The sequence below is a fragment of the Microbispora sp. NBC_01389 genome (genome assembly GCF_045040095.1).
Classification (GTDB): domain Bacteria; phylum Actinomycetota; class Actinomycetes; order Streptosporangiales; family Streptosporangiaceae; genus Microbispora.
This window is the reverse complement of the sequence record NZ_CP109552.1, coordinates 1327501-1354292: the sequence shown is the minus strand read 5'-3', so window position 1 is coordinate 1354292 and position 26792 is coordinate 1327501. Positions and strand designations below refer to the sequence as shown.

General features: G+C 70.2%; 15 protein-coding genes. 10 read left to right on the top strand and 5 right to left on the bottom strand.

The window, feature by feature from the left end; genetic code table 11:
* The first annotated feature begins 28 nt into the window (after nt 1-28).
* From pdhA to OG344_RS05875, 7 genes are all read left to right on the top strand, one after another.
* Nucleotides 29-1120: a pyruvate dehydrogenase (acetyl-transferring) E1 component subunit alpha gene (gene pdhA / locus OG344_RS05905; protein ID WP_327048235.1), complete on the top strand. Its 1092-nt coding sequence runs from the start codon at nt 29-31 to the stop codon at nt 1118-1120.
* A complete protein-coding gene (locus tag OG344_RS05900) occupies nt 1117-2091 on the top strand; it encodes an alpha-ketoacid dehydrogenase subunit beta (RefSeq protein ID WP_405087314.1) in 975 nt (324 codons plus the stop codon). Before pdhA ends, OG344_RS05900 begins: the two co-directional genes overlap by 4 nt.
* 13 nt (nt 2092-2104) lie before the next feature.
* Complete coding sequence (locus OG344_RS05895; RefSeq protein WP_405087313.1) at nt 2105-3502, top strand: dihydrolipoamide acetyltransferase family protein; 1398 nt, start codon at nt 2105-2107, stop codon at nt 3500-3502.
* Nucleotides 3503-4043: 541 nt separating this feature from the next.
* On the top strand, nt 4044-13205 hold the full coding sequence (locus OG344_RS05890) for a hypothetical protein (RefSeq protein ID WP_405087312.1): 9162 nt from the start codon (nt 4044-4046) through the stop codon (nt 13203-13205).
* A 250-nt stretch (nt 13206-13455) separates the two neighbouring features.
* Complete coding sequence (locus tag OG344_RS05885) at nt 13456-13923, top strand: hypothetical protein (RefSeq protein ID WP_405087311.1); 468 nt, start codon at nt 13456-13458, stop codon at nt 13921-13923.
* Between the two features lie 76 nt (nt 13924-13999).
* Nucleotides 14000-14659, top strand: a complete 660-nt coding sequence (locus OG344_RS05880; RefSeq protein WP_405087310.1) for a hypothetical protein — start codon at nt 14000-14002, stop codon at nt 14657-14659.
* A 183-nt stretch (nt 14660-14842) separates the two neighbouring features.
* A complete protein-coding gene (locus OG344_RS05875; protein WP_405087309.1) occupies nt 14843-15139 on the top strand; it encodes a Dabb family protein in 297 nt (98 codons plus the stop codon).
* Nucleotides 15140-15262: 123 nt separating this feature from the next.
* On the opposite strand, the gene OG344_RS05870 is transcribed toward OG344_RS05875, so the two are convergent.
* Nucleotides 15263-17086 carry an acyl-CoA dehydrogenase gene (locus OG344_RS05870; protein WP_405087308.1) on the bottom strand — a complete coding sequence of 608 codons (1824 nt, stop codon included), beginning with the start codon at nt 17084-17086 and terminating at the stop codon, nt 15263-15265.
* 222 nt (nt 17087-17308) lie between these two features.
* Between OG344_RS05870 and OG344_RS05865 the strand changes: the two genes are divergently transcribed.
* Nucleotides 17309-17554 (top strand): hypothetical protein, encoded by a 246-nt coding sequence (locus OG344_RS05865; RefSeq protein ID WP_327048227.1) that lies wholly within the window; start codon nt 17309-17311, stop codon nt 17552-17554.
* Between the two features lie 41 nt (nt 17555-17595).
* Nucleotides 17596-17973, top strand: a complete 378-nt coding sequence (locus tag OG344_RS05860; protein WP_405087307.1) for a VOC family protein — start codon at nt 17596-17598, stop codon at nt 17971-17973.
* A 3-nt stretch (nt 17974-17976) separates the two neighbouring features.
* Here OG344_RS05860 and OG344_RS05855 read toward each other — a convergent pair whose 3' ends face one another.
* Nucleotides 17977-18426, bottom strand: coding sequence for a hypothetical protein (locus OG344_RS05855; protein ID WP_327048225.1), 450 nt, complete (start codon nt 18424-18426; stop codon nt 17977-17979).
* 154 nt (nt 18427-18580) lie between these two features.
* On the bottom strand, nt 18581-20626 hold the full coding sequence (locus OG344_RS05850) for a molybdopterin-dependent oxidoreductase (RefSeq protein WP_405087306.1): 2046 nt from the start codon (nt 20624-20626) through the stop codon (nt 18581-18583).
* 194 nt (nt 20627-20820) lie between these two features.
* Between OG344_RS05850 and OG344_RS05845 the strand changes: the two genes are divergently transcribed.
* Nucleotides 20821-23226, top strand: coding sequence for a YbhN family protein (locus tag OG344_RS05845; protein ID WP_405087305.1), 2406 nt, complete (start codon nt 20821-20823; stop codon nt 23224-23226).
* Nucleotides 23227-23316: 90 nt separating this feature from the next.
* Here OG344_RS05845 and mgrA read toward each other — a convergent pair whose 3' ends face one another.
* Nucleotides 23317-24342 (bottom strand): L-glyceraldehyde 3-phosphate reductase, encoded by a 1026-nt coding sequence (mgrA, locus tag OG344_RS05840; RefSeq protein WP_405087304.1) that lies wholly within the window; start codon nt 24340-24342, stop codon nt 23317-23319.
* The gene (locus tag OG344_RS05835) at nt 24339-26408 is read right to left on the bottom strand and encodes a S9 family peptidase (protein ID WP_405089052.1); all 2070 of its coding nucleotides are present in this window, start codon (nt 26406-26408) and stop codon (nt 24339-24341) included. Before OG344_RS05835 ends, mgrA begins: the two co-directional genes overlap by 4 nt.
* Nucleotides 26409-26792 lie beyond the last annotated feature (384 nt).

Here is a 26792-nt window from a genome sequence, read left to right as displayed (position 1 = left end):
GGGGGCAAGAGACGCACAGGAGCGGCATGTGACAGCCCACGCCCCTCGCGGTGCCGACGCACCCCCGGAGCTCGTCCAACTGCTCACCCCCGAGGGAGAGCGGGTCGAGCATCCCGACTACGACATCGAGCTGACCACCGAAGAGGTCCGCTCCCTCTATCGCGACCTGGTCCTCGTACGCCGCGTCGACCTGGAGGCCGTCGCGCTCCAGCGGCAGGGCGAGCTCGGCCTCTGGGCGTCCCTGCTCGGGCAGGAGGCCGCGCAGGTCGGGTCGGGCCGGGCGCTCAGCGGCGCCGACATGGCCTTCCCCACCTACCGCGAGCACGGAGTGGCCTGGTGCCGCGACGTCGACCCGGTCAACCTGCTCGCGCTGTTCCGCGGCGTGAACCACGGCGGATGGAACCCGGCCGAGCACAACTTCCACCTCTACACGATCGTCATCGGCTCCCAGACCCTGCACGCGGTCGGGTACGCCATGGGCATCCAGCGCGACGGCGGGGAGTCCGCGGCGATCGTCTACTTCGGCGACGGCGCGACCTCCCAGGGTGACGTGAACGAGTCCTTCATCTGGGCCTCGGTGTTCAACGCCCCGGTGGTGTTCTTCTGCCAGAACAACCAGTGGGCGATCTCCGAGCCGCTGGAGAAGCAGTCGAAGATCCCCCTCTACAAGAGGGCGTCGGGCTTCGGCTTCCCCGGCATCCGGGTCGACGGCAACGACGTGTTCGCCTGCCTGGCCGTGACCCGCGCCGCGCTGCGGAACGCCCGCCAGGGCCAGGGCCCGACCCTGATCGAGGCGTTCACCTACCGGATGGGCGCGCACACCACCTCCGACGACCCCACCCGCTACCGCCTCGCGAACGAGCTGGAGGCCTGGAAGCTGAAGGACCCCATCGAGCGGGTCAAGGCGTACCTGTTCAAGAACGAGCTCGCCGACCAGGAGTTCTTCGAGAAGGTCGACGCGGAGGCCGACGCGCTCGGCAAGGACGTGCGCGACCGGTGCCTCGCGCTGCCCGACCCGCCGCCCGGGGCTATCTTTGATCACGTGTACGCGGGCGCCCACGCACTCCTCGACGAGGAACGCGAGCAGTATCTGACCTACCTGGCGGGATTCGAGCGATGACCACACTGACTCTCGCCAAGGCGCTGAACCAGGGCCTGCGCCGCTCGATGGAGGACGACGCCAAGGTTCTCCTGATGGGAGAGGACGTCGGCAAGCTCGGCGGCGTCTTCCGGGTGACCGACGGCCTGCAGAAGGACTTCGGTGAGGACCGCGTGATCGACACGCCGCTCGCCGAGTCGGGGATCATCGGCACGGCGATCGGCCTGGCCCTGCGCGGCTACCGGCCCATCTGCGAGATCCAGTTCGACGGATTCGTGTTCCCGGCCGCCGACCAGATCATCACGCAGCTCGCCAAGATGCCGCTGCGGTCGCTCGGCACGCTGAAGTTGCCGGTGGTCGTGCGCATCCCCTGCGGCGGCGGCATCGGGGCGGTCGAGCACCACTCCGAGTCGCCGGAGGTGTACTTCACCCACACCGCCGGCCTGCGGGTGGTCGCGTGCTCCAACCCCGCCGACGCGTACACCATGATCCAGGACGCGGTCCGCTGCGACGACCCGATCATCTTCTTCGAGCCCAAGCGCCGTTACTGGGACAAGGCCGAGGTGGACCTCGCCGCCCCCGGGCTGGCGCTCGACCGCGCCCGCGTCGTACGGCCGGGCCGCGACGTCACGCTCGTGGCGTACGGGCCGATGGTGAAGACCTGCCTAGAGGCCGCGGCGGCGGCCGAGGAGGACGGACGGGACATCGAGGTGATCGACCTGCGCTCGCTCAACCCCCTGGACGCCGGGGTCCTGACCGAGTCGGTGACGCGGACCGGCCGCTGCGTGGTCGTCCACGAGGCTCCGGTCTTCACCGGGTTCGGGGCCGAGATCGCGGCGCGGGTCACCGAGCGCTGCTTCTACCACCTGGAGGCCCCGGTGCTGCGAGTGGGCGGGTTCTCCACGCCGTACCCGCCGTCCCGGCTGGAGGAGCACTACCTGCCCGACCTCGACCGGGTGCTCGACGCCGTCGACCGCTCGTTCGCTTACTGAGGGGAGAGATCCGATGCTCCGCGAGTTCAGGCTCCCCGACGTCGGCGAGGGGCTGACCGAGGCCGAGATCGTCAGGTGGCACGTCACCCCGGGCGACTCCGTGAAGATCAACCAGACGATCGTGGAGATCGAGACGGCCAAGGCCGTGGTCGAGCTGCCCTGCCCGTACGAGGGCACGGTGTCGGCTCTGATGGCCGACGAGGGCCAGACGGTCGACGTCGGCTCCCCGATCATCTCGGTCCGTACGGGCGACGGCGAGGGCCCGGCCGACGCCGGCCGGGAGGCACTGGCCGGCGACCTGGTGCCGGACGTGGCGGACGGCGCCGAGCCGAAGAAGGAGAAGCGCCGGCCGGTGCTCGTCGGGTACGGCGTGAAGACGTCCGCCACCCGCCGCCGCCCCCGCAAACCCGCCGCCCCCGCGCCTGCTCCGTCCGCGCCTGCTCCGTCCGCGCCTGTTTCGTCCGCGCCTGTTTCGGCCACTCGCGCCGCCCCACCGGCCCCCGCGACCTCTGTGTCGGCCGCGCCGGTGAACGGGCACGCGGCCTCGGCCCGGGTTCGGGTCCTGGCGAAGCCGCCGGTGCGCAAGCTCGCCCGGGACCTCGGCGTCGACCTGACGGCCCTCACCGGCACCGGCCCGCAGGGGTCGATCACCCGGGCCGACGTGGAGGCCGCGGTGGCGGCGCCCGCCCCGGTGACCTCAGTGACCACGGGGAGCGCCCGGGAGGAGTACATCCCGGTAAGAGGGGTCAGGAAGGCGACCGCGCAGGCCATGGTGGCCAGCGCGTTCTCGGCTCCGCACGTGACCGAGTGGCTCCAGGTCGACGTGACCGAGACGATGGAGGCCGTGCGGCGGCTGCGGACACTGCCCGAGTTCGCCGAGGTCAAGGTGTCGCCGCTGCTCCTGGTGGCGAAGGCGCTGATCACGGCCGTGAAGCGGCACCCGATGGCGAACGCCTCGTGGACCGGCGAGGAGATCGTGGTCAAGCACTACGTGAACCTCGGCATCGCCGCCGCCACCGACCGCGGGCTGATCGTGCCGAATGTCAAGGACGCCGACGCGATGTCGCTGCCCGATTTGGCGCGGGCGCTCGGCGAGCTCACCGAGCGGGCTCGGGCCGGGAAGTGCCAGCCGGCCGAGCTGACCGGCGGCACGATCACGATCACCAACGTGGGGGTGTTCGGCGTCGACGCCGGCACGCCGATCCTGAATCCGGGTGAGGTGGCGATCCTCGCCGTCGGGCAGATCAGGGACATGCCCTGGGTGGTCGACGGGCAGCTCGCGGTCCGGAAGGTGACCACGCTGGCGCTGTCGTTCGACCACCGCGTGGTCGACGGCGAGCTCGGTTCGTACGTCCTGCGCGACGTCGGCGCCATGCTGGAGGACCCTCTGCGCATGCTCGCCTGGAGCTGACGCAGTCGACCCCGGAAGGGCCGGAGACCGGAGACGGTCTCCGGCCCTTCCGCTGCCCGCGAGCCGAACGCGACCTGTGCGGCGAGGGCCGGTGTCCTTTTCGCACGTTCAAGAAATCGGCACCCTCAGCAGATAAATGGCTACCGCCGTTTCAGATATGACCGAGTACGGCAGTCATCGACGCAATTGGCCGGATGTTTGCTGCTCCTCTATAAGGATATCCTCCCAGCGTCACGATCAAGGTCAGGACGTGGCGAAGAAGCGACCCCCCGTTTCTCCTAGAAATCGGCTGTTGTGCCGTGAAGGATCCGGGGAGGTCCATTTGCTGGCTAGGTCTGGCATGCGCAGAAGGTTGCTCACCGGTGGTCTGGTGGGCTCTGTCGCGTGTGCGATTGGTTTGGGGCCGCTGGTGCACCCCTCTTTCGCTACTTTCCGCCCCAGAAGCGGAGATCTGCCCGTCGTCATCGACTGTGGTCCGGATCGTGTGGGTCCGACCTTGCGGTTGCGGCAGCAGTCACGCCCGGACGGCGACCGCGCCGTTGTGACCGTGCTCATCGCGAACACCGGGCGGGAGGGCGCGAAGGGGGCGGGTTTCACCGAGGACCTCTCCGGCGTTCCCGGGCAGGCGGCGGTGGGCGAGGCGCGGGCGAGCGGTGGTGCGCTGTCCTTCCACAAGCCGATGCTCAGGTGGACGGGTGACCTCCCGGCCGGTGACAGCGTGACGGTCCGTTACGCGATCAAGAAGCCGGCCACGCAGGCGACCATCCCGATGGTCGACACGACCGCCGGACGGACCTGCCGCGACGCGGCCCCGAGCGCCGAAGCCACGGATACGCCCACCGGTGAGGCAACCGGTGAGGCCGCCGGTGCGGGGACATCGGCCGACGCCCAGCCAGGCACAGCCGGCACCACGGCCGCCACCACATCCGGCACCACGGCGGGCCCGGTGTCCGCGACCACGTCCGGGACCACCTCCGCTCCCGCGTCCGACGATGCGTCCGAGGATGCGTCCGACGGGATGGTGGCGGAGCGGCGGCCGGCCCGGCGCGGGTCGTCCGCCGAGACGGAGACCGCGAGCACGTCCGAAACGCTGCGAAGGACGTCGAAGGCCCTTCTGGCGCCGGTTCCGTTCTCCCAGCGTTACGTCGACAACTACCGGGGGGCGGTGACCCGGGCGGCGAACACCGTGCTGACCTGTTACCCGCCTGCGGTGTCCGACTGTACGACCCGGCGTAACGGGGTGGGCAACAACGACGTCGCGTCCACCTATGTCGACGTCGACTCCGACTCCTCGACGTTCAACTCCAGCACCGCCGACCTCACGCTGACCGCGGGCGCCCAGGTGGCGTACGCGCGGCTGTACTGGGGTGGGCGCGGCCAGACCACGACCGACACCCCGGGCCTGCCGGCGAACAACCGTTTGGCGCCCAACATCGCCCAGCGTGGGCAGGTGCTGATCAAGGCGCCGGGAGCGAGCGGCTACCAGACCATCAGCGCCGCCGCCGCGGACGTCGGCGACACTCCCGACAACGTGACCGCGAGCGGGATCGTCTACGGCGCCTCGGCGGACGTGACCTCCCTGGTGGCGGCGGCGGGAGCCGGCACCTACACGGTGGCCAACGTGCAGGCGTCCCGGGGATTCGACACTCTCGGCGCCTTCGGCGGCTGGACGCTGGTGGTGGCGTACAAGGACCCGTCCCTGCCGCTGCGGAACATCTCGGTGTTCGACGGTTTCCTGAACCAGCAGAGCAACGCGGCCGCGACCACCATCTCGTTGTCCGGGTTCCGGACCCCCACGACCGGCGCGGTGAACGTCAAGCTGGGCGAGGTGGCTCTCGACGGCGACAACAACATCGTCGGCGACTCACTGGCCGTGAAGTCGACCAACGGGCCGCAGACCACGCTCAGCGACGCTCTGCACCCGGCGAACAACTTCTTCAACTCGACCATCGCCAATCTCGGCAGTCAGGTGACGAACCGGAACCCCACGTACACGAACACGCTGGGGTACGACTCCAACATCATCGACGCGTCGTCGGCGTTCCGTAACAACGACACCTCCGCCACGTTCACCTTCAGCACGGTGGGCGACTCCTACTGGCCGTCGGCGTTCTTCACGCAGATCGACCTGCACCAGGCGAACATCCAGCTGACCAAGTCGGCGCAGGTGGTCGGGGGTGGCACTCCCGCACCGGGGTCGACCGTGGAATACACCGTCACCGCGACCAACACGGGTGACGACAACGCCATCAACGTGATACTCACCGACCCGATCCCCGCGAACACCACCTACAGTCCCGAGTCGATCGTCGTGGCGTCCGGGCCGAACGCCGGGCCGAAGACCGACGCCGTCGGCGACGACCAGGGGGAGTTCGTCGGCAACCAGGTCCAGGTGCAACTCGGCACCGGGGCCACTCCATCCGCCGGCGGCACGCTGGCGCCCGGGCAGTCGACGTCGGTGACGTTCCAGGTCGTGCTCGGGCCCAGCTCGGGCGGAACGACGGTGACCAACACCGGGACCGTCACGTACGCCAGTGCGGACAGGCCGACACAGCCGGGCCAAGCCTCCGCGAACGCGTCGACTGTCGTGCCCGCCCAGATCTCCTCCCTGGCGTTGCAGAAGACGGCGTTCCCGAGCACGGTGTCGGCAGCGGGCCAGACGATCACCTACTCGTACCGGGTCACCAACACGGGGAACACGACGTTGACCGGCATCACGGCCGTGGACACGTCGTTCTCCGGCACAGGGACGCCGCCGGTGGTCTCGTGCCCGGTGTCGTCGCTGGCGCCGGGGGTGTCGACCACCTGTACGGGGACCTATGTCACGACGCAGGCGGACATCGATGCCGGATCGATCGTGAACACGGCGGTGGCCTCCGGCACGCCGCCGTTCGGTCCTGTGGTGTCGTCCAACCCGTCCACGGCGACGGTGACCAGCGCCGAATCTCCCGGTCTGACCTTGCAGAAGACGGCGTTCCCGAACACGGTGTCGGCGGCGGGGCGGACGATCACCTACTCGTACCGGGTCACGAACATCGGGAACACGACGTTGACCGGGGTGACGGCGGTGGACACGTTCTTCTCCGGTACGGGGGCACCGCCGGTGGTCTCGTGCCCGGTGACGACCTTGGCGCCGGGGGTGTCGACCATCTGTACGGGGACGTATGTGACGACGCAGGCGGACATCGACGCGGGGTCGATCGTGAACACGGCTGTGGCGTCGGGTTCGCCGCCGTTCGGTCCGGTGGTGCCGTCGGAGCCGTCCACGGCGACGGTGGACGTTCCGCGTGACGCGCAGTTGGCGTTGCTGAAGACGGCGTTCCCGAGCACGGTGACGGCGGCGGGGCGGACGATCACCTACTCGTACGACATCGTCAACACGGGGAACACGACGTTGACCGGGGTGACGGCGGTGGACACGTTCTTCTCCGGTACGGGGACGCCGCCGGTGATCACCTGCCCGGTCACGACGCTGGTGCCGCAGGCGTCGACCATCTGTACCGGGACGTATGTGACGACGCAGGCGGACATCGACGCGGGGTCGATCGTGAACACGGCGGTCGCCTCCGGCACGCCGCCGGAGGGCCCGGTCGTGACATCCGATCCGTCCACGGCGACGGTGAACGCTCCACCGGAGCCGCAGTTGGCGTTGCTGAAGACGGCGTTCCCGAGCACGGTGACGGCGGCGGGGCGGACGATCACCTACTCGTACGACATCGTCAACACGGGGAACACGACGTTGTCCGGCATCACGGCCGTGGACACGTCGTTCTCCGGCACAGGGACGCCGCCGGTGGTCTCGTGCCCAGTGACGACGCTGGCGCCGCAGGTGTCGACGACGTGTACGGGGACGTATGTGACGACGCAGGCGGACATCGACGCCGGGTCGATCGTGAACACGGCTGTGGCCTCCGGCACGCCGCCGGAGGGCCCGGTCGTGACATCCGATCCGTCCACGGCGACGGTGGACGTTCCGCGTGACGCGCAGCTGGCGTTGCTGAAGACGGCGTCACCGAGCACGGTGACGGCGGCGGGTCAGACAGTGGCGTACTCCTATCTGGTCACGAACATCGGGAACACGACGTTGACCGGGGTGACGGCGGTGGACACGTTCTTCTCCGGTACGGGGGCGCCGCCGGTGATCACCTGCCCGGTCACGACGCTGGTGCCGGGGGTGTCGACGACGTGTACGGGGACGTATGTGACGACGCAGGCGGACATCGACGCCGGGTCGATCGTGAACACGGCGGTGGCCTCCGGCACGCCGCCGGAGGGCCCGGTCGTGACATCCGATCCGTCCACGGCGACGGTGAACGTTCCGCGTGACGCGCAGCTGGCGTTGCTGAAGACGGCGTTCCCGAGCAGCATGTCGGCAGCGGGTCAGACGATCACCTACTCGTACGACATCGTCAACACGGGGAACACGACGTTGACCGGGGTGACGGCGGTGGACACGTCGTTCTCCGGCACAGGGACGCCGCCGGTGGTCTCGTGCCCGGTCACGACGCTGGTGCCGCAGGCGTCGACCACGTGTACCGGGACGTATGTGACGACGCAGGCGGACATCGACGCCGGGTCGATCGTGAACACGGCGGTCGCCTCCGGTACGCCACCGTCCGGACCGGCCGTCACATCCGACCCGTCCACGGCGACGGTCACCAGCACCGCGGCTCCCGGCCTGGCGATGGACAAGACGGCCTTCCCGGCGACGGTGTCGGCGGCGGGGCGGACGATCACCTACTCGTACGACATCGTCAACACGGGGAACACGACGTTGACCGGGGTGACGGCGGTGGACACGTTCTTCTCCGGCACGGGGACGCCGCCGGTGATCACCTGCCCGGTCACGACGCTGGTGCCGCAGGCGTCGACCATCTGTACCGGGACGTATGTGACGACGCAGGCGGACATCGACGCGGGGTCGATCGTGAACACGGCGGTCGCCTCCGGCACGCCGCCGGAGGGCCCGGTCGTGACATCCGATCCGTCCACGGCGACGGTGAACGCTCCACCGGAGCCGCAGTTGGCGTTGCTGAAGACGGCGTTCCCGAGCACGGTGACGGCGGCGGGGCGGACGATCACCTACTCGTACGACATCGTCAACACGGGGAACACGACGTTGACCGGGGTGACGGCGGTGGACACGTTCTTCTCCGGCACGGGGACGCCGCCGGTGATCACCTGCCCGGTCACGACGCTGGTGCCGCAGGCGTCGACCATCTGTACCGGGACGTATGTGACGACGCAGGCGGACATCGACGCGGGGTCGATCGTGAACACGGCGGTCGCCTCCGGCACGCCGCCGGAGGGCCCGGTCGTGACATCCGATCCGTCCACGGCGACGGTGAACGCTCCACCGGAGCCGCAGTTGGCGTTGCTGAAGACGGCGTTCCCGAGCACGGTGACGGCGGCGGGGCGGACGATCACCTACTCGTACGACATCGTCAACACGGGGAACACGACGTTGACCGGGGTGACGGCGGTGGACACGTTCTTCTCCGGCACGGGGACGCCGCCGGTGATCACCTGCCCGGTCACGACGCTGGCGCCGCAGGTGTCGACGACGTGTACGGGGACGTATGTGACGACGCAGGCGGACATCGACGCGGGGTCGATCGTGAACACGGCTGTGGCGTCCGGTACGCCGCCGGAGGGCCCGGTCGTGACATCCGATCCGTCCACGGCGACGGTGGACGTTCCGCGTGACGCGCAGTTGGCGTTGCTGAAGACGGCGTTCCCGAGCACGGTGACGGCGGCGGGGCGGACGATCACGTACTCCTATCTGGTCACGAACATCGGGAACACGACGTTGACCGGGGTGACGGCGGTGGACACGTTCTTCTCCGGCACGGGGACGCCGCCGGTGGTCTCGTGCCCGGTGACGACCTTGGCGCCGGGGGTGTCGACGACCTGTACGGGGACGTATGTGACGACGCAGGCGGACATCGACGCGGGGTCGATCGTGAACACGGCGGTGGCCTCCGGCACGCCGCCGGAGGGCCCGGCCGTCACATCCGACCCGTCCACGGCGACGGTGAACGCTCCACCGGAGCCGCAGCTGGCGTTGCTGAAGACGGCGTCACCGAGCACGGTGACGGCGGCGGGTCAGACAGTGGCGTACTCCTATCTGGTCACGAACACGGGGAACACCACGTTGACCGGGGTGAACGTGGTGGACACGTTCTTCTCCGGTAGGGGAGCGCCGCCGGTGATCACCTGCCCGGTCACGACGCTGGTGCCGCAGGCGTCGACGACGTGTACGGGGACGTACACGGTGACGCAGGCGGACATCGACGCCGGGTCGATCGTGAACACCGCGACGGCCTCGGGCACGCCGCCGGAAGGTCCGGCCGTGACGTCCAACCCGTCCACGGCGACGGTGACCGCGCTGGTCACTCCCAGCATCGCTCTGCTGAAGACGGCGTCTCCGTCGTCCGTCGCGTCGGCGGGGCAGACGGTGGCGTACTCCTACCAGGTCACCAACACGGGCAACGCCACGTTGACCGGTATCTCGGTGGTGGACACGGCGTTCTCCGGTACGGGTACCCCACCGGTGATTTCGTGTCCGGTGACGACGCTGGTGCCGCAGGCGTCCACGACATGTACGGGGACGTACACGGTGACGCAGGCGGACATCGACGACGGCAACATCGTGAACACCGCCACGGCCGCGGGCACGCCGCCGGAGGGTCCGGCCGTGCCGTCCAACCCGTCCACCGCGACGGTCGTCACGACGTCGATCCCGGGGCTGGCCCTGCGGAAGACGGCCGATCCCACCACGGTGACGAAGGTGGGTCAGACGGTCACGTACTCCCACCTGGTCACGAACTCGGGGAACGTCACCCTCACCGGCCTGAACGTCGTGGACACGGCCTTCTCCGGCAAGGGGACGCCGCCGGTGGTGACGTGTCCGGTGTCGTCGCTGGCGCCGGGGGCGTCGACGACGTGTACGGGACCCTATGTCACGACGCAGGCGGACATGGACGACGGCAATATCGTGAACACGGCGGTGGCCTCCGGCACGCCGCCGGAGGGACCGGCCGCGTCGTCCAACCCGTCCACCGCGACGGTGACCGTGCAGGCCGACGCCCAGCTCGCCCTGTCGAAGACGGCGTCACCGAACACGGTGACGAAGGTGAGTCAGACGGTCACGTACTCCTACTTGGTCACCAACACCGGCAACGTCACGTTGTACGGCATCACGGCGGTGGACACGGCGTTCTCGGGTTCGGGGACGCCGCCGGTGATCACCTGCCCCGTGACGACGTTGGCGCCGGGGATCTCTACCACCTGTCAGGGGACGTACGTGGTGACCCAGGCGGACATCGACGCCGGGTCCATCGTCAACACGGCGGTGGCCTCGGGGACGCCGCAGGAGGGTCCGGAGGCGACGTCTGATCCGTCCACGGCGACGGTGACGGTGGCGTCGCAGCCCGGGCTGAGTCTGGTGAAGTCGGCCGACCCGACCATCGTGAGGAAGACGGGTGAGGTGGTCACGTACTCCTACCTCGTCACGAACACGGGGAACGTCCTGCTGACCGGTATAACGGCGGTGGACACGGCGTTCTCCGGTAAGGGGACGCCGCCGGTGATCACGTGTCCCGAGTCCTCGCTGGCGCCGGGGATCTCGACCACCTGTAAGGGGACGTACACGCTGATCCAGGCGGACATCGACGACGGCAACATCGTGAACACGGCGGTGGCCTCCGGCACGCCGCCGGAGGGACCGGCCGTCGACTCGGACCCGTCCACGGCGACCGTGGAGGTGTCGCCCGACCCTGGGCTGAGGCTGGTGAAGTCGGCCGACCCGACCATGGTGACCAAGGCAGGTCAGGTGGTGACGTACTCCTACCTGGTCACCAACATCGGCGACGTCACCTTCCACGACATCACGGTGGTGGACACGGTCTTCACCGGTAAGGGGACGCCTCCGGTGATCTCGTGTCCGGCGTCGTCGCTGGCGCCGGGGATCTCGATGACGTGTACGGGGACGTATGTGGTGACGCAGGCGGACATCGACGCCGGGTCCATCGTCAACACGGCGGTGGCGCCGGGGTCCCCGCCGGAGGGTCCCCCCATCACGTCGGATCCGTCGACGGCGACGGTGACCGCGACGTCGAAGCCGGGGCTGAGTCTGGTGAAGTCGGCCGATCCGTCGACGGTGTCGAGGGCGGGTCAGAAGGTGACGTACTCCTATCTGGTGACGAACACGGGGAACGTCACGCTGGACGACATCACGGTGGTGGACACGTCGTTCTCCGGCACGGGGAGGCCTCCGGTCGTCACCTGTCCGGCGTCGTCGCTGGCGCCGGGTAAGTCGATGACGTGTACGGGGGTCTACAGGGTGACGCAGGCGGACATCGACGCCGGTGCGATCGTGAACCGGGCGAAGGTGCGCGGGACGCCGCCGTGGGGGCTGGGGGTGTACTCCGATCCGTCCGCGGCGACGGTGGACGTGCTCGCCGATCCTGGGTTGAGCCTGGTGAAGTCGGCCGACCCGGCCGAGGTGACATGGGCGGGCCAGGAGGTGGCCTACGCGTTCGCGGTCGCCAACACCGGGAACGTCACGGTGAGCGATCTCGCGATCAGTGACGTCGAGTTCTCGGGGGCCGGGAGAGTGTCGAAGGTGATCTGCCCGCAGACGTCGCTGGCTCCGGAGGAGTCGACCACCTGCACAGCCACCTACATGGTGACGCAGGCCGATGTCGACGCGGGGTCGATCGTGAACACGGCGGTGGCGGTGGGGACGGCGGCGTCGGTGGAGGACGCGGTGCGTTCCAACCGGTCCACGACGACGGTGACCGCGGCTGTGGTGCCGGGGCTGGCGCTGGTGAAGTCGGCCGACCCGGCGACGGTGCCGGGGGTGGGCCAGGAGGTGACCTATTCGTTCGCGGTCGCCAACACCGGCAACGTCACGGTGACCGGGCTGGTGGTCGATGAGGTGGAGTTCTCGGGGACCGGGACGCTGTCCGCGGTGGCCTGTCCGGTGACGACGCTGGCGCCGGGGCAGTGGACCACCTGTGTGGGCACCTACGCCACCACCCAGGACGACGCGGGCGCGGGGTCGGTCGTGAACACCGCGGTGGCGGCGGCCGTGGTCCCGTCGGGGCAGATCGTGGGCTCCAACGCGTCCACCACGACGGTCCGGGTGAATTGGGAGGTGCCGCTGACGCCGCGGTTCACCTGCCCACAGAACAGGTGGCTGGGCAACATCGCCAACTACGGGTTCACCGTGTTCAACAACACGCCGCTCGCGACCGAGACCAGCGTCACCAACGACCTGTCGGGGATCTTGGACGACGCCAGGTTCCTGGGCGGCAAGGCCAGCGACGGCGCGTTGTCGAACACGCCGGCGGCCCTGACCTGGAAGGGGAAGCTGAAGCCGTACCAGAAGGCGCTCATCACCTACGCGGTGCAGCTGGCCAAGCCGTCGGGTGACCGCAAACTGGCGAGCACCCTGGTCGGCCCGGCACCCGCCGGTGGGGTGCAGGTCTCACCGGTCCGCGCACCGCAGACCGGCACATGCCAGGGCGCGAACTCCGCCCACCCGATGGCCCACCCGATGGCCCACCCGATCACCCACCCGAGGGCCGCCGGCCCGGCCCGTCCCGGGCGGGGACACCACGGCAGCACGGGCCCGAAGAAGGCCAGGAGCTCAACGCTCGTGAAGGCCGTCAACCGGCCGACCCGGCGACGGCTGTAAGGCATCACGACGAAGGTCCGCCTCCCCTTCCGGGTGGCGGACCTTCGCCATGAGAGGGCGCCGTGAGAAGGGCCGTAAAAAGCAACGCCAAAAAGGCTCAATGAAAACCGGGTGAGCGGGTGAACCGCCTTTTGGCAATGCGCGGTGTGATATCCGTTGTGCATCGTCGGACCTGACCACGCCGCAATGAACGGCATGGCTGACAAAAAATTCGAATACCCCAAATCCACCGATACCGCAGGAGTCGTCAATGAGCATGCGAATAACTGCACCTTCGGCGGTGCGCTCTCTCGCGTTGGCGGTTCTCGCCTCCACGGCGGTCGCCGGCTGTGGTGCGGGCGGGAACGCCACGCCCCAGACGTCCACCGCGGCGCACAAGCAGCCCGCCCCGGAGGCGTCCGCCGCGAAGGTCGTGGCCAACCCCCTTCCGACGAAGGTCGCGAACGAGCCGAGCGTCCGGGAGAACGTCGTGCAGACCAAGTGCGCGTCCGTCCCGGGTGGCTGGGGTGCGGAGGGAACGGCGAAGAACCTCGGCAAGAAGGCCGTCACCTACAAGATCGTCGTCTACTTCACCACCAAGAAGGCGACCACGCTCGACTTCGCCCAGGCGCGCGTGACGGTTCCGCCGGGCAAGACGGTTCCCTGGAAGGCGTCGAAGCACTTCCACGCCGACGGTGAGATGCTCTGCCCCATGCCCGGCATCAGCGTCGAGACCTGAGGCGGGCCGGGGCGTACAAGCCGTCTGCAAGATCGCAACCAGTGACACTCAAGCACGGGTTCCTAGCCTCCCTACCGTGATTCGTGGAGACCACGGCCCGCTCGCGACACGAGACGGGGGAGCGGCGACGATCGCCGAGTGCGTCGAGCGGTGCCTCCTGCCGCATGATCTCGCCGAGGACGACGAGCCGCTGGAGGACGGCGACCTGCGGGAGGCCGTGGCCGAGCTTCGCGCCCGGCGCGGCCTCCACGACCGGGCCGCCACGCTGGCCTGGCTGGCCGAGACGCCGTGGTCCGGGGAGCAGTTCGAGGCGCTCGTCGCCGGCATCGCGCGGCGGCGCCGCTTCCGGCGGCGCAAACAGGCCGAGCTCGGGCCGGGCCACCTCGCCTCCCACCGCTCCGACTTCGACCGCGTACGCGCCCTGTGGGTGACGGGCTCCCAGCCGGTGGGCGGCGAACTGCTCCACGGCGTCACCGCGCTGACCGGTTTTCGGCAGGCGGTGGTGACGGTGGGCGAGCGGTGGGCCGGGGAGCTGCCCGCGCCGCTGCGGCACGCCGGCCTCGGCGCGCTGGTGGGCCCGGTCCCGTACGGCGACGGTTATCTGACCGGCGTCGTGCTGGACCGCCGGGCGGCGCGGGACGATCCGGAGACGCTCGCCGCGGCGGGCGAGGCCGCCTTCGGCGAGTGGCTCGTGGCACGGCGCGGGCGGGCCTCCGTCGAGTGCCACTGGCTCTGACGCCCACGTCGCCGGCGGGCGGCACCGAAGACGCCCGCGCCAGAAGACGCCCGCGCCGCCGGAGACGCCGTGCCGCCGGGGACGGCGGGGGCGCGCGAGATCACCCGGCACGGGGGATGAGAGGATGAGCGCCGTGAAGAACGCGGCCACCGGGCCGCGTGCGTCCCGTCCCAGGGAGAGTGCATGTTCCGCCACATCGTGCTGCTGAAGTGGACCGACGACGCCACCGAGGAGCAGCGCGCCGAGGTGGAAAGGCGGCTGAGCGAGCTGCCGGGCGTCATCCCCGAGATCCGGACCTACCAGATCGGCCCGGACGCGGGCGTCAACCAGGGCAACTTCTCCTTCGCCGTGACGGCCGTCTTCGACTCTCCGGAGGACTACGTCGTCTACCGGGACCACCCGGCCCACCTGGCGGTGGTCGAGGAGTGCATCGCGCCGATCCTCGCCGCCCGCACGGCCGTGCAGTACGTCGTCGCCTGACGCACGCGCCCGGCACCCTGCGCCCGGCACCCTGCGCCCGGCACCCTGCGCCTGACACTCGTCGCCTGAAACCTCGCCGTACGCCCGCGACCTCCGCGCCGCGGGCGTACGGCGAGAGGGTGGTCAGAAGGAGCTCTCGGGCAGGTCCATGAGGTCCTGCCCGGTGGCGGCGAGCACGCGGCGCTCGGCGGCCAGGCGGGGCAGGACGGTCTGGGCGAAGAACGTGGCCGCCCCGACCTTGCCCGTGTAGAAGTCCTTGTCCTGCTCCGAGACGGACAGCGCGTTCAGCGCCACCTCGGCCTGGCGCAGCATCAGCCAGCCGAGGACCAGGTCGCCGAGCGCCATCAGGAACCGGGTCGTGTTGAGCCCGACCTTGTAGACCTCCCGCGGCGTCTCCATCGAGGAGATCGCCCAACCGGCCATCGTGTCGGCCATGGCCTTCACCTCGTCGGCCGCCTCGTCGAGCAGCCCCCGCTCGACCTTCAGCCGTCCGTTGCCCGCCTCGGAGCCGGCGAACGCCTTGATCTCGCCGAGCAGCGACCCCAGCGCCGCGCCCTGGTTCCGCAGGACCTTACGGAAGAACAGGTCCTGGCCCTGGATCGCGGTCGTGCCCTCGTACAGCGAGTCGATCTTCGAGTCGCGGATGTACTGCTCGATCGGGTAGTCCTGCAGGAAGCCCGAGCCGCCGAGCGTCTGCAGCGAGCGCGCGAGCAGCTCGTACGACCGCTCGGAGCCGACGCCCTTGACCAGCGGGAGCAGCAGGTCGTTGAGCGCCTCGGCGGCCTCGTCGCGGCGGCCCTCGAACTCCGCGATCTGGATCTGGTCCTGGATCGTCGCCGTGTAGAGCACCAGCGCCCGCATGGCCTCGGCGTACGACTTCTGCAGCATGAGCTCGCGGCGTACGTCGGGGTGATGGGTGATCGGCACGCGCGGCGCGGTCTTGTCGCCGGAGCGGGTGAGGTCGGCGCCCTGGAGGCGGTTCTTCGCGAACTCCAGCGCGTTCAGGTAGCCGGTGGAGAGCGTGGCGATGGCCTTGGCGCCCACCATCATGCGGGCGTGCTCGATGACCATGAACATCTGCCGGATGCCGTCGTGCGCGTCGCCGACCAGGTAGCCGATCGCGGGGTGCCTCTCGCCGAGGGTGAGCTCGCAGGTCGTGGAGACCTTCAGGCCCATCTTCTTCTCGACGTTGGTGACGTACACGCCGTTGCGCTCGCCCAGCTCACCGGTCTCGATGTCGACCAGGAACTTCGGCACGAGGAACATCGACAGCCCCTTGGTGCCGGGCCTGGCGCCCTCGGGACGGGCCAGCACGAGGTGGAAGATGTTCTCGGCCATGTCGTGCTCGGCGCTGGTGATGAAGCGCTTCACGCCCTCGATGTGCCAGGTGCCGTCGGGCTGCGCGATCGCCTTCGTACGGCCGGCCCCGACGTCGGAGCCCGCGTCGGGCTCGGTCAGGACCATCGTCGCGCCCCAGTGCCGCTCGACGGCCATCTCGGCGAACCGCTTCTGCTCGGGGGTGCCGAGCTCGAACAGCAGGCGGGCGAAGGCGGGGCCGCAGGCGAACATCCACACGGCGGGGTTGGCCCCGAGCACCATCTCGGCCATCGCCCACACGAGGCTGCGCGGAGCGGGCGTGCCGCCCAGCTCCGGCTGCAGCTCCAGGCGCCACCACTCGGCGTCCACCCAGGCCTGGTACGACCGCTTGAAGCTCTCCGGCATGGTCACGTCGTGGGTGGCCGGGTCGAAGACGGGCGGGTGACGGTCGGCGTCCTCGAACGAGTCGGCGATCGGCCCGGTGGCGAGCCGGTTCACCTCGTCCAGCACGCTGCGGGCGGTGTCCTCGTCGACCTCGGCGAAAGGGCCGGCGCCGAGGATCTCCCCGCGCCCGAACACCTCGAAGAGGTTGAACTCCAGGTCGCGGAGGTTGCTCTTGTAGTGACCCATCTGTGTGCGCTCCTAGAACCGAACCCGGGGGTAACGTACTGGTCGGTAACTCTAGCCCGAATGCTACCCGTCGGTAACCCGGCATATCCATGGCCTCCACCACAGATCGCGCGAATCTTCCCGCACAACGGATATGTTGGGGTTGTGAGGAGCGCGGCTCGCGGCCCTCCCGGACGAGGTGCCTGCCGTACCCGGAGCGGCGAAGACGGCGGGCGAAGGGATATGAACCAGCTTCTGCAGATCGCCGGCGCCGTACTCGTCCTCGGCGCGTTCCTGCTCTCCCAGTTGAACGTCCTGGACGGCCGGTCGAAGATCTACCTCGCGCTCAACCTCGTCGGCTCCGCCGTGCTCGCGTGGCTCGCGTATGCGGACGCCAACTGGGGGTTCCTGCTGCTGGAGGGGGTGTGGGCCGTGGTCTCCGCGGCCGGCCTCGTCCGATCGTTCCGGCCGCGACGGGTGGCCACATAACCGGCTTGACACCTTTGGTGGTGTCGCGGTTGGGTGGGTGCATGCTTGAGATCCACACGGTGACTTTCGACTGCGCCCGGCCATACGAGCTGGCCCGGTGGTGGAGCGAGGCCCTGGGCTGGCCGCTCGCCGACTCCGAGCCCGAAGACGACGAGGTCATGCTGGACCGCCCGGACGGTCCTCCGCATCTGCTTTTCATCCGGGTGCCCGAGGGCAAGACGGTCAAGAACCGGCTGCACCTCGATCTCGACCCCACCGGGGACGGCACCCGCGACCAGCAGGTCGAGCGGCTGCTCGCGCTCGGGGCCAAGCCGTACGAGGACCACCGCACCCCCGAGGGCGCGGGCTGGGTCACATTGCTCGACCCCGAGGGCAACGAACTCTGCGTGTGCCGCAACGCGGCGGAGCGGGAGTCCTGAGACTCAGGCGCCCTTGGCCCGGTTCCGCATGGAGAGCGTGAAGACGGCGGTGACCAGCAGCACGAGCAGGCCGCCCCACAGCGCGTCCCAGGCCGCGCCGAAGACGCCCTCGCGGTCGATCACGAGCTGCACCGGATACATCAGGGCCGCCGCGCCGAGCGCCGGGTAGAGCGAGAAGCGCCAGGGGTGCCGCAACGCCCAGTGGCGGGCCTGCCGGGTCACCCGGTCGCCCACGTTCGGCTTGGAGATCGAACCGATCCCCGCGACGAGGGCGAACAGGGTGATCCCCGAGCACAGGGCCCAGGTCAGGTCCGCCGGTCCGGGCAGGATGACGCCCAGGAGGAAGCTCGTGGCGGCGACCGCCCCGCCGGCCGTCGCCGCGGCTCGCCAGGGGGCGCCGCGCAGGGCCGCGCCGGCCAGGGACATCTCGTCCATTCGGGTGAGTTCGTTCATGGTTACAGCGTGCCTGTCCGGGTGGTCCGGCGGCATCGGGGAAGTCCCTGAGCATCCCCTGACACCCCCTGGACAGGTCCTCCGGCACCCCAGTCTCCGGCAGCTCAGCCGCGTCACCCCGGCGGCCCGGTCTCCGGCGGCTCAGCCCGGCGGCTCACCCCTCCAGGGCCGTTCCCTCCGGGAGCGGGGCGACGTCGACGAAGTTGTCGTGGTAGACCGCGCCCCGGCCCATGTCGGCGTCGCGTTCGTCGACCACCGCGTTGGGGTTGGCCCCGCCCGCGTGCTTCGGCCAGTGGCCCTTGGGCGCGACCACCACCCCCGCCGCGACCCGGTCGCTGACCTCGACGTACGCCCGGAACTCCCCGTTGCCGTTGAAGACGCGGGCGGCCCGCCCGTCCACGAGACCGCGCGACGCCACGTCGGCCGGGTTGACCAGCACCCGCGGCCCCTTCGAGCGCCTGCGCAGCTCGGGGTTGTTGCCGAAGGTCGTGTTCAGGAACGTGTGCGACGCCGGAGTGACCAGCACGAGCGGGTACGGCCGGTCGCCCGGAGCCGTACGGGCCGTCAGCGACGGAACGTACCCCGCGACGCGCGGCAGCCCGGCGGCCTCGGCCCGCGCGGAGGCGAACTCCAGCCGGCCGCTCGGCGTCGGGAAGCCCTCCGTGAACGGCACGAACGGGTCGGCCGCCGGCAGCCGCGCCCAGCCCTGTTTGCGGATCTCCTCCAGCGAGATCCCGGCCTGGGCGAGCGTCTGCGCGGCGAGTTCGAGGTCGGTGTCGTAGAGCGACGGCTCGGTCATGCCCATCTGCCGGGCGAGCCGGCGGAACGTCTCGGTCGTCGGCAGGCACTCGCCCGGCGGCGCGACGGCGGGCTCGTTCCACACCATGTACATGTGCCCGTAGCCGTGGTGCACGTCCAGGTGCTCGATCTGCATCGTCGCGGGCAGCACGTAGTCGGCGTAGTCGGCCGTGTCGGTCGGGAACTGCTCCATCACCACCGTGAACAGGTCCTCCCGCGCCAGCGCCGCCCTGATCCGGTTCTGGTCGGAGGTCGAGCCGAGCGGGTTGGCCGCGTAGACCCACAGGCACTTGACCGACTCGTCCAGTCCGTCGGCCAGCCGGGTCATCGTTAGCGTGCGCACCGGGTGGGGGAGCAGATCGTCGCGCGGGTCCGGGCCCGCGGGCGCGTACGCCGAGGTGGAGTAGGCCACCCCGCCGCCCGGGTGCCGCCAGTCGCCGGTCACGCCCGGGATGCAGGCGATCGTCCGCATCGCGGTCCCGCCGCCCTCGTGCCGCTGGATGCCCATGGTGGCTCGGATGCCGGTCGGCCGCGTGTGCGCGAGACGTACGCCGAGGGCCCTGATCCGCTCCTCGGGCAGCCCGGTGATCTCCGCGACGAGCGCCGGGGGATGCCTGCGGATCTCCGCCTCGAACTCGTCCCAGCCGGTCGTGTGCTCCTCGATGTACGCGCGGTCCTCGGCGCCCTCCTCCAGCACGACGTGCAGCAGGCCGAGCGCGAGCGCGGCGTCGGTGCCGGGCCGGATGGGCAGGTGCTCGTCCGCCTGGTCGGCCGTGCGCGTGCGGACGGGGTCGATCGCGACGACGTACGCTCCGGCTGCCCGGGCGTCCTGGACGAACTTCCACATGTGGTGCCCGCTGGTCAGCGTGTTGGTGCCCCACAGCAGGATCAGCCGTGACAGGGCGAACGTCTCCGGGTCCATGCCGCCGGGGGTCCCGTTGACGTACCGCAGGCCGTCGTTGCCCGCCCGCGCGCAGATGTTGAGGTCGTGCCGGGACGCGCCGAGGACGTTCCAGAACCGCCGCCCGGCCTGCCCCGTCTCGCCCTGGACGTACCCGAGCGTCCCGGTGCCCTGGTACGGCCAGATCGCCTCGCCTCCGTGCTCCTCGACGATCGACGTCAGCCGTGCCGCGATCTCCGCCAGCGCCTGGTCCAGAGGGACGCGCTCGAACCGGCCGGACCCCTTCGGCCCGACCCGCTTCAGGGGGTGGCGGATCCGGTCCGCCGCACGGACCTGCTCCAGGTAGCGGTTCACCTTCACGCACAGGGCCCCGCGCGTGTAGGGGTGGTCGTGGTTGCCGCGCAGCGCGGCGGCCTCGCCGTCGCGCACGGTCACGACCCAGGAGCAGGTGTCGGGGCAGTCGAGCGGACAGGCGCCGAGGATGGGTAGCGACGTGCTCATGGCCCCGACGTTAGCGTGCCGCTCCTCGCCGTCCCCCCGCCGCCGGCGCTCCGTAGAGTGTCACTGTCTGGCCGCGCCTTTCCGGCTCGGCGGCCGGCACCGGCGCGATCCCGTCGAGGCTGTCCGAGGCCAGGGATATATACATGCCATTAATTCTGGACACTGAGTGCGAAGATCGCACAGAATCGCTGGTGGTGAGAGGCATCAAGGAGCAGGACCTGACACTGGACACCCCCGGCTCGGGGGTCGTCCTGGTCGTAGAGCCTCTGTTGCCGCAGCGGATCCGCCGTCCTTCGGACGCTTTGCGGTTCCTGCTCACGCTGCTGGCCCTCGCCGCTGTCGTGCTGCTGGCCCTGGCCCTGCAGCGGACGCTCAACGGCCTGGAGTCCGACGTCCACACCGGCACCGGCCGCGCGCCCGAGGTGCTGTCGGGCGCCGCCGGGCTGCTGGGCGGCGTGGCCGTGCTGGTGGTCCCCGTGGCGTTCGCCGTCGAGCGGGTCTTCCACCGCGACGGCATGCGCGTCACCCAGGGGCTGATCGCCGCGATCCTCGCCCTGCTGGTCTCGTACGCGCTGGGCGAGTGGCTGGTGCAGTCCGGCCCCGCGGACCTCAGGCAGCTGCTCACCGGCAACCGGGACGTCGAGCCGCTGAACACCGTGCTCACCCCAGCGATCGCCTACGCCACGGCGGTGCGGATGTCGCGGCGCCCCCACTGGCGGGCGCTCATGTGGGCCGCGCTCGGTCTCGACGTGTTCGCGCTGTTCACCGCCACCAAGGTCACCGCGCTCGGCGTCATCCTCACGTACATCGTCGGCCTCGCCGTCGGTTTCGGCACGTTGTACGGCATCGGCAGCGCCAACACCCGGCCGCCGGGCAGCGCCGTGCTGGCCGCGCTGCGCAGGCTCGGGTTCACGCCGGTCAACGCCCGCCGGGTGGAGGACGACAGCTCGGGCAGCCGCCGCTACCTCATCGGCCTCACCGGCGACCGCACCATCGACGTGACCGTCCTCGACCGGGACCGCCAGGTGGCGGGAGTCCTCTACCGGCTGTGGCGGCGCTTCCTGCTCAACAACGAGACCCGGCGCCGGGCCATCCGCTCGCTGCGCGCCGAGCTGGAGCGCGAGGCGCTCATGGCGTACGCCGCGCAGGCCGCGGGCGTACGGCTGCCGCGCCTGCTGGGCACCAGCGAGGTCGGCACCGAGGCCGCGCTGCTCGCCTACGAGCACGTGGACACCCGGCCGGTGAGCGAGCTGGACGACGAGGACCTCGACGACGAGCTGCTCGCGCGGATGTGGGAACAGGTGCGGCTGCTGCAGGCCCACCGCCTGGCCCACCGTCACCTCACCGGCGAGAGCATCCACGTCGGCGCGGCCCGCGAGGTCTACCTCGTGGACGCCCGCAGCGGTGAGATCGCGGCCGGCGACATGCTGCTGCGGCTCGACATCGCCCAGCTCCTCGCCTACCTCGGCACCCGGGTGGGAGCCGAGCGCTCGGTCCGGTCGGCGGCGACGGCGCTGGGGGAGGACGCCCTGGCCGGGGCGATGCCGCTGCTCCAGCGGATCGCGCTGAGCCGCGACACCCGGACCGCGGCCCGCCGGGACAAGCACCTGCTGCCCGCACTCCGCGAGCAGATCATCGCGCTGAAGCCCAAGGTAGAGGTGGAGGAGGTGCGGCTGGAGCGGTTCCATCCCCGCACCCTCGTCACGATCATCCTGAGCGTGATCGCGGCCTACCTGCTGCTGCCCCAGCTCAGCCAGGTCAACCTGGTTTCCGTCGTCACCACGGCCAACTGGGCGTGGAGCGGGGTCGCGCTGGCGGCGGCCGCGCTGAGCTACGTGGCCGCCGCGGTCATGCTGCGCGGCTTCGTCCCCGAGTCGCTGCCGCTCGGGCACACGATCCTGGCCCAGTTCGCCGGGTCGTTCGTGAAGCTGGTCGCGCCCGCCGCGGTGGGCGGAGTCGCGATCAACACCCGCTATCTCCAGAAACGCGGGGTGCCGCCCGGCGCGGCCGTGGCGAGCGTCGGAGCCTCCCAGCTCGTCGGCCTGACCATACACATCTCGCTGCTGCTGCTGTTCGGCTACCTGACCGGCACCCAGGCCGCGCCGTCCCTGACCCCGTCGCGCGGGCTCCTCATGGTGCTGCTCGGCGTGGCCGTGCTGTTTCTGATCCTGCTCGCCATCCGGCCGCTGCGCCGGGTGGTCACCACCCGCGTGCGCGCGATGTTCTCGGGGGTGATCCCCCGGCTGCTCGACATCGTGCAGTCGCCCCGGAAGGTCCTGGAGGCCGTCGCCGGCACGCTGCTGCTCACGCTCAGCTTCGTGACCTGCCTGGCGGGCTGCGTCCACGCATTCGGCGGCCAGGTGTCGTTCACGGCCGTCGCCGTGGTCTTCCTCGCCGGCAACGCGATCGGCTCCGCCGCTCCGACGCCCGGCGGCCTCGGCGCGGTGGAGACCTCGTTGTCGGTCGGCCTCACGGTGGCCGGGCTGCCCGCCACGGTCGCCACCTCCGCGGTGCTGCTGTTCCGGTTGATGACGTTCTGGCTGCCCGTGCTCCCCGGCTGGGCCTCCTTCGCCTACCTCCAGCGCAAGAACGCCCTCTGACCCGCTCCTCCCGTACCTCCCCCGCGGCCGCCCGGAACGGCGCACGGGGGGGTCGGGGGCGGTCACCTCGGAACGGTCACTCGGGGGTGGTCACTCGGCGCTGGAGGCGGCCCAGAGGTTGATGCCGCAGTCGACCGCGTCCTTGTCGATCGCGTCCAGTTCCTCCTGATCGAAGTCGAGCCGGCCGACCGCGTCCAGGTTGTCGTCGAGTTGCCCCACGCTGCTCGCGCCGATCAGCACCGACGTCACCCGGTGGTCGCGCAGCGCCCAGGCCAGCGCCATCTGCGCCAGCGACTGGCCCCGCCGCCCGGCGATCTCGTTCAACCGCCGCACGTGGCGCAGGCTCTCCTCCGACAGCAGCGATGGGTCGAGCGACTTGCCCTGCGCCGCCCGCGAGTCCCGCGGGATGCCGTCGAGGTAGCGGCCGGTCAGCATGCCCTGCGCCAGCGGCGAGAACGCGATGCAGCCGGCGCCCTCCTCCTCCAGCACGTCGAGCAGCCCGTTCTCGATCCAGCGGTTGAGCATCGAGTAGGAGGGCTGGTGGATGAGCAGAGGCGTGCCCAGGTCCCGCAGGATCGCCGCCGCCTCCCGGGTCCGCTCCGGGGAGTAGGAGGAGATGCCGGCGTAGAGCGCCTTCCCCGAGCGGACCGCGTGGGCGAGCGCCCCCATGGTCTCCTCCAGGGGCGTCTCGGGGTCGAACCGGTGGCTGTAGAAGATGTCGACGTAGTCGAGGCCCATCCGCTTCAGCGACTGGTCGAGGCTCGCCAGCAGGTACTTCCGCGATCCCCAGTTGCCGTACGGCCCGGGCCACATGTCGTAGCCGGCCTTGGTCGAGATGACCAGCTCGTCGCGGTACCTCGCGAAGTCCTGCTGGTAGAGGTGCCCGAAGTTGATCTCCGCGGAGCCGTACGGCGGGCCGTAGTTGTTGGCGAGGTCGAAGTGGGTGACCCCGCGGTCGAAGGCCCGGCGGAGGATGGCCCGCTGCGTCTCGATCGGCTTGTCGTCGCCGAAGTTGTGCCATAACCCGAGTGACACCGCGGGCAGCCTCAGCCCGCTGCGTCCGGTCCGGTTGTACGGCATGGGCCCGTACCGGCCCTCGGCTGCCACGTAGCTCACTCGGTCACTCCAACTCGGTCGAGGATCCAGGAGAGCGCGAACGCCTCCTCACGCCAGGCGTCGTAACGGCCGCTGCGGCCTCCGTGGCCGGCGCCCATCTCGGTCTTCAGCAGGAACGGGCCGCCCGTCGCGTTGTCGCGGAGCCGGGCGATCCACTTGGCGGGCTCGTGGTAGAACACCCGCGTGTCGTTCAGGCTGGTGGTCGCGAGGATCGGCGGGTACGGCCGGCCGTCGACGTTCTCGTACGGCGAATAGCTCTTCATGTAGGCGTAGACCTCGGGGTCGTGCAGCGGGTCGCCCCACTCGTCCCACTCGGTCACCGTCAGCGGCAGCGAGGGGTCGAGGATCGTGTTCAGCGCGTCGACGAACGGCACCTCGGCGACGATCCCGGCGAACTCCTCCGGCGCGAGGTTGGCGACGGCGCCCACGAGCAGCCCGCCCGCCGATCCGCCCCTGGCGACGACCCGGCTCGACCAGCCCGCGGCCTTGAGGTGGCGCGCGCACGCGACGAAGTCGGTGAAGCTGTTCTTCTTGCGGGTCAGCTTGCCGTCCTCGTACCAGCGGCGGCCCATCTCGCCGCCGCCCCGCACATGCGCGATGGCGAAGGCCAGTCCCCGGTCGAGCAGCGAGAGCCGGGCCACCGAGAAGTAGGGGTCGATGGACGACTCGTAGCTGCCGTAGCCGTACAGCAGGGTCGGGGCGGGCCGCTCCGTGCCCTTCCGCACCATGATCGAGATCGGGACCCTGGTGCCGTCGCCGGCCGTGGCCCACTCGCGGAACTGCTCGTAGTCGTCCGGGTCGTAGTCGCCGAGCACCACCTTCCGCTTGAGCAGGATCAGCTCGCGCGACCGCAGGTCGTAGTCGTACACCGACGGCGGGGTGACCATCGAGGTGTAGCCGAGCCGCAGGCGGCCCGTCTCGAACTCGGCGTTGCCGGTCGGCGCGACGTCGTACAGCGGCTCGGGGAAGGAGATGTCGTACGGGTCGCCGCCGTCGCCCGGCAGGATCCGCACGCCGGTGAGGCCGTCGCGGCGGAAGTGGACGACGACGTGGTCCTTGAAGGCGTCCACGTCGAGCAGCCTGGTGTCGTCCCGGTGCTCGATCAACGGGGTCCAGGTGCCCGGCTCGCCGACCGGGGCGGTGGCCAGTTCGAAGTTGACGGCGCCGTCGTTGTGGAGGACGAGAAACCCGTCAGCCGCGTGCTCCAGGCCGTACTCGACGCCGGTCCGCCGCGGCCGCACGACGGCGAACTCGCCGTCCGGGGTGCTCGCGTCGAGCACCCTGACCTCGCTCGTGATCTTGCTGCCCGAGGTCAGCACGAGGTAGCGCTGACTGCGGGTCAGCCCGATGCCCACCCAGAAACGCTCGTCGTCCTCCTGGTAGACGACGACGTCCTCGTTCTGTCCGGGGGCCTGGCCGGGCGTGCGGCCGAGCGTGTGCCGGTGAATCCGGTACGGACGCCAGGCGTCGTCCACGGTGGTGTAGAAGAACGTGGAGCCGTCCGCCGACCAGGCGCCGCCGTAGAAGACTCCGGCGATCTCGTCCGCGAGCGCCTCGCCCGTCTCCAGGTCCTTGAACCGGAGCGTGAACCGCTCGTCGCCGGAGAAGTCGGTGGAGTAGGCGAGCTTCGTGCCGTCCGGGCTCACCGCGCTCGTGCCCATGGAGAAGAAGGGGCTGTCGCCCGCGAGCTCGTTGCCGTCCAACAGCACCTGCTCACCGGGGAGCGACTCGCCCGGCTCCAGCTTCGGCGGGTCGTCGCCGTCGGCGGCCACCCGGCACTGGATGCCGTACTGCTTGCCTTCTTCGGTGCGCGAGTAGTACCACCAGGCGCCCTTCCGCGTGGGCACCGAAAGGTCGGTCTCCAGGGTCCGGCCCTTGATCTCCTTGAAGATCGTCTCCTGGAGATCCCCGAGGTGGGCCGTCGTTTCCTGGGTGTAGGCGTTCTCCGCCTCCAGGTAGGCGATGGTGTCGGGGTCGTCCTTCTTGAGCAGCCACGCGTACTCGTCGACCACGGTGTCACCGTGGTGGCTGCGCTCGAAAGGAACCTTCTTCGCTACAGGCGGCATGTCGCTCACCCGCCAGAGTCTATGTTCGCGATGGTCCTGCCACGGCTCCTCCACGCTGCCTTTGGGGCGGCCTGCGAGTGATCGGCTCCGGGACCAGGCCGGCCTTCGGATGCGTTCCTGTCCATTCGGGTCATGGTGCTGCCGGAGCCTGGTAATCTTGTGATGTCGGCGCGGTCCGGCGCACTCCTCTTCGATCACCTGAGTGGTTGTCTTGGTGTGCGCGGGTCGGTTCGCCGGCCGCCTCTCGTGCTCTCCTGGATCTCGTCCTGATGTGCGGTTTGCATCGGGGTCGGAGTTCGGGTAAGTTAGAGGGGTTGCCTCGGAAACGGGGCGGTCGAATTCCTGTCGGTTGGCGGATTTCGGGTCAAGTCGGTTCTGAAACGG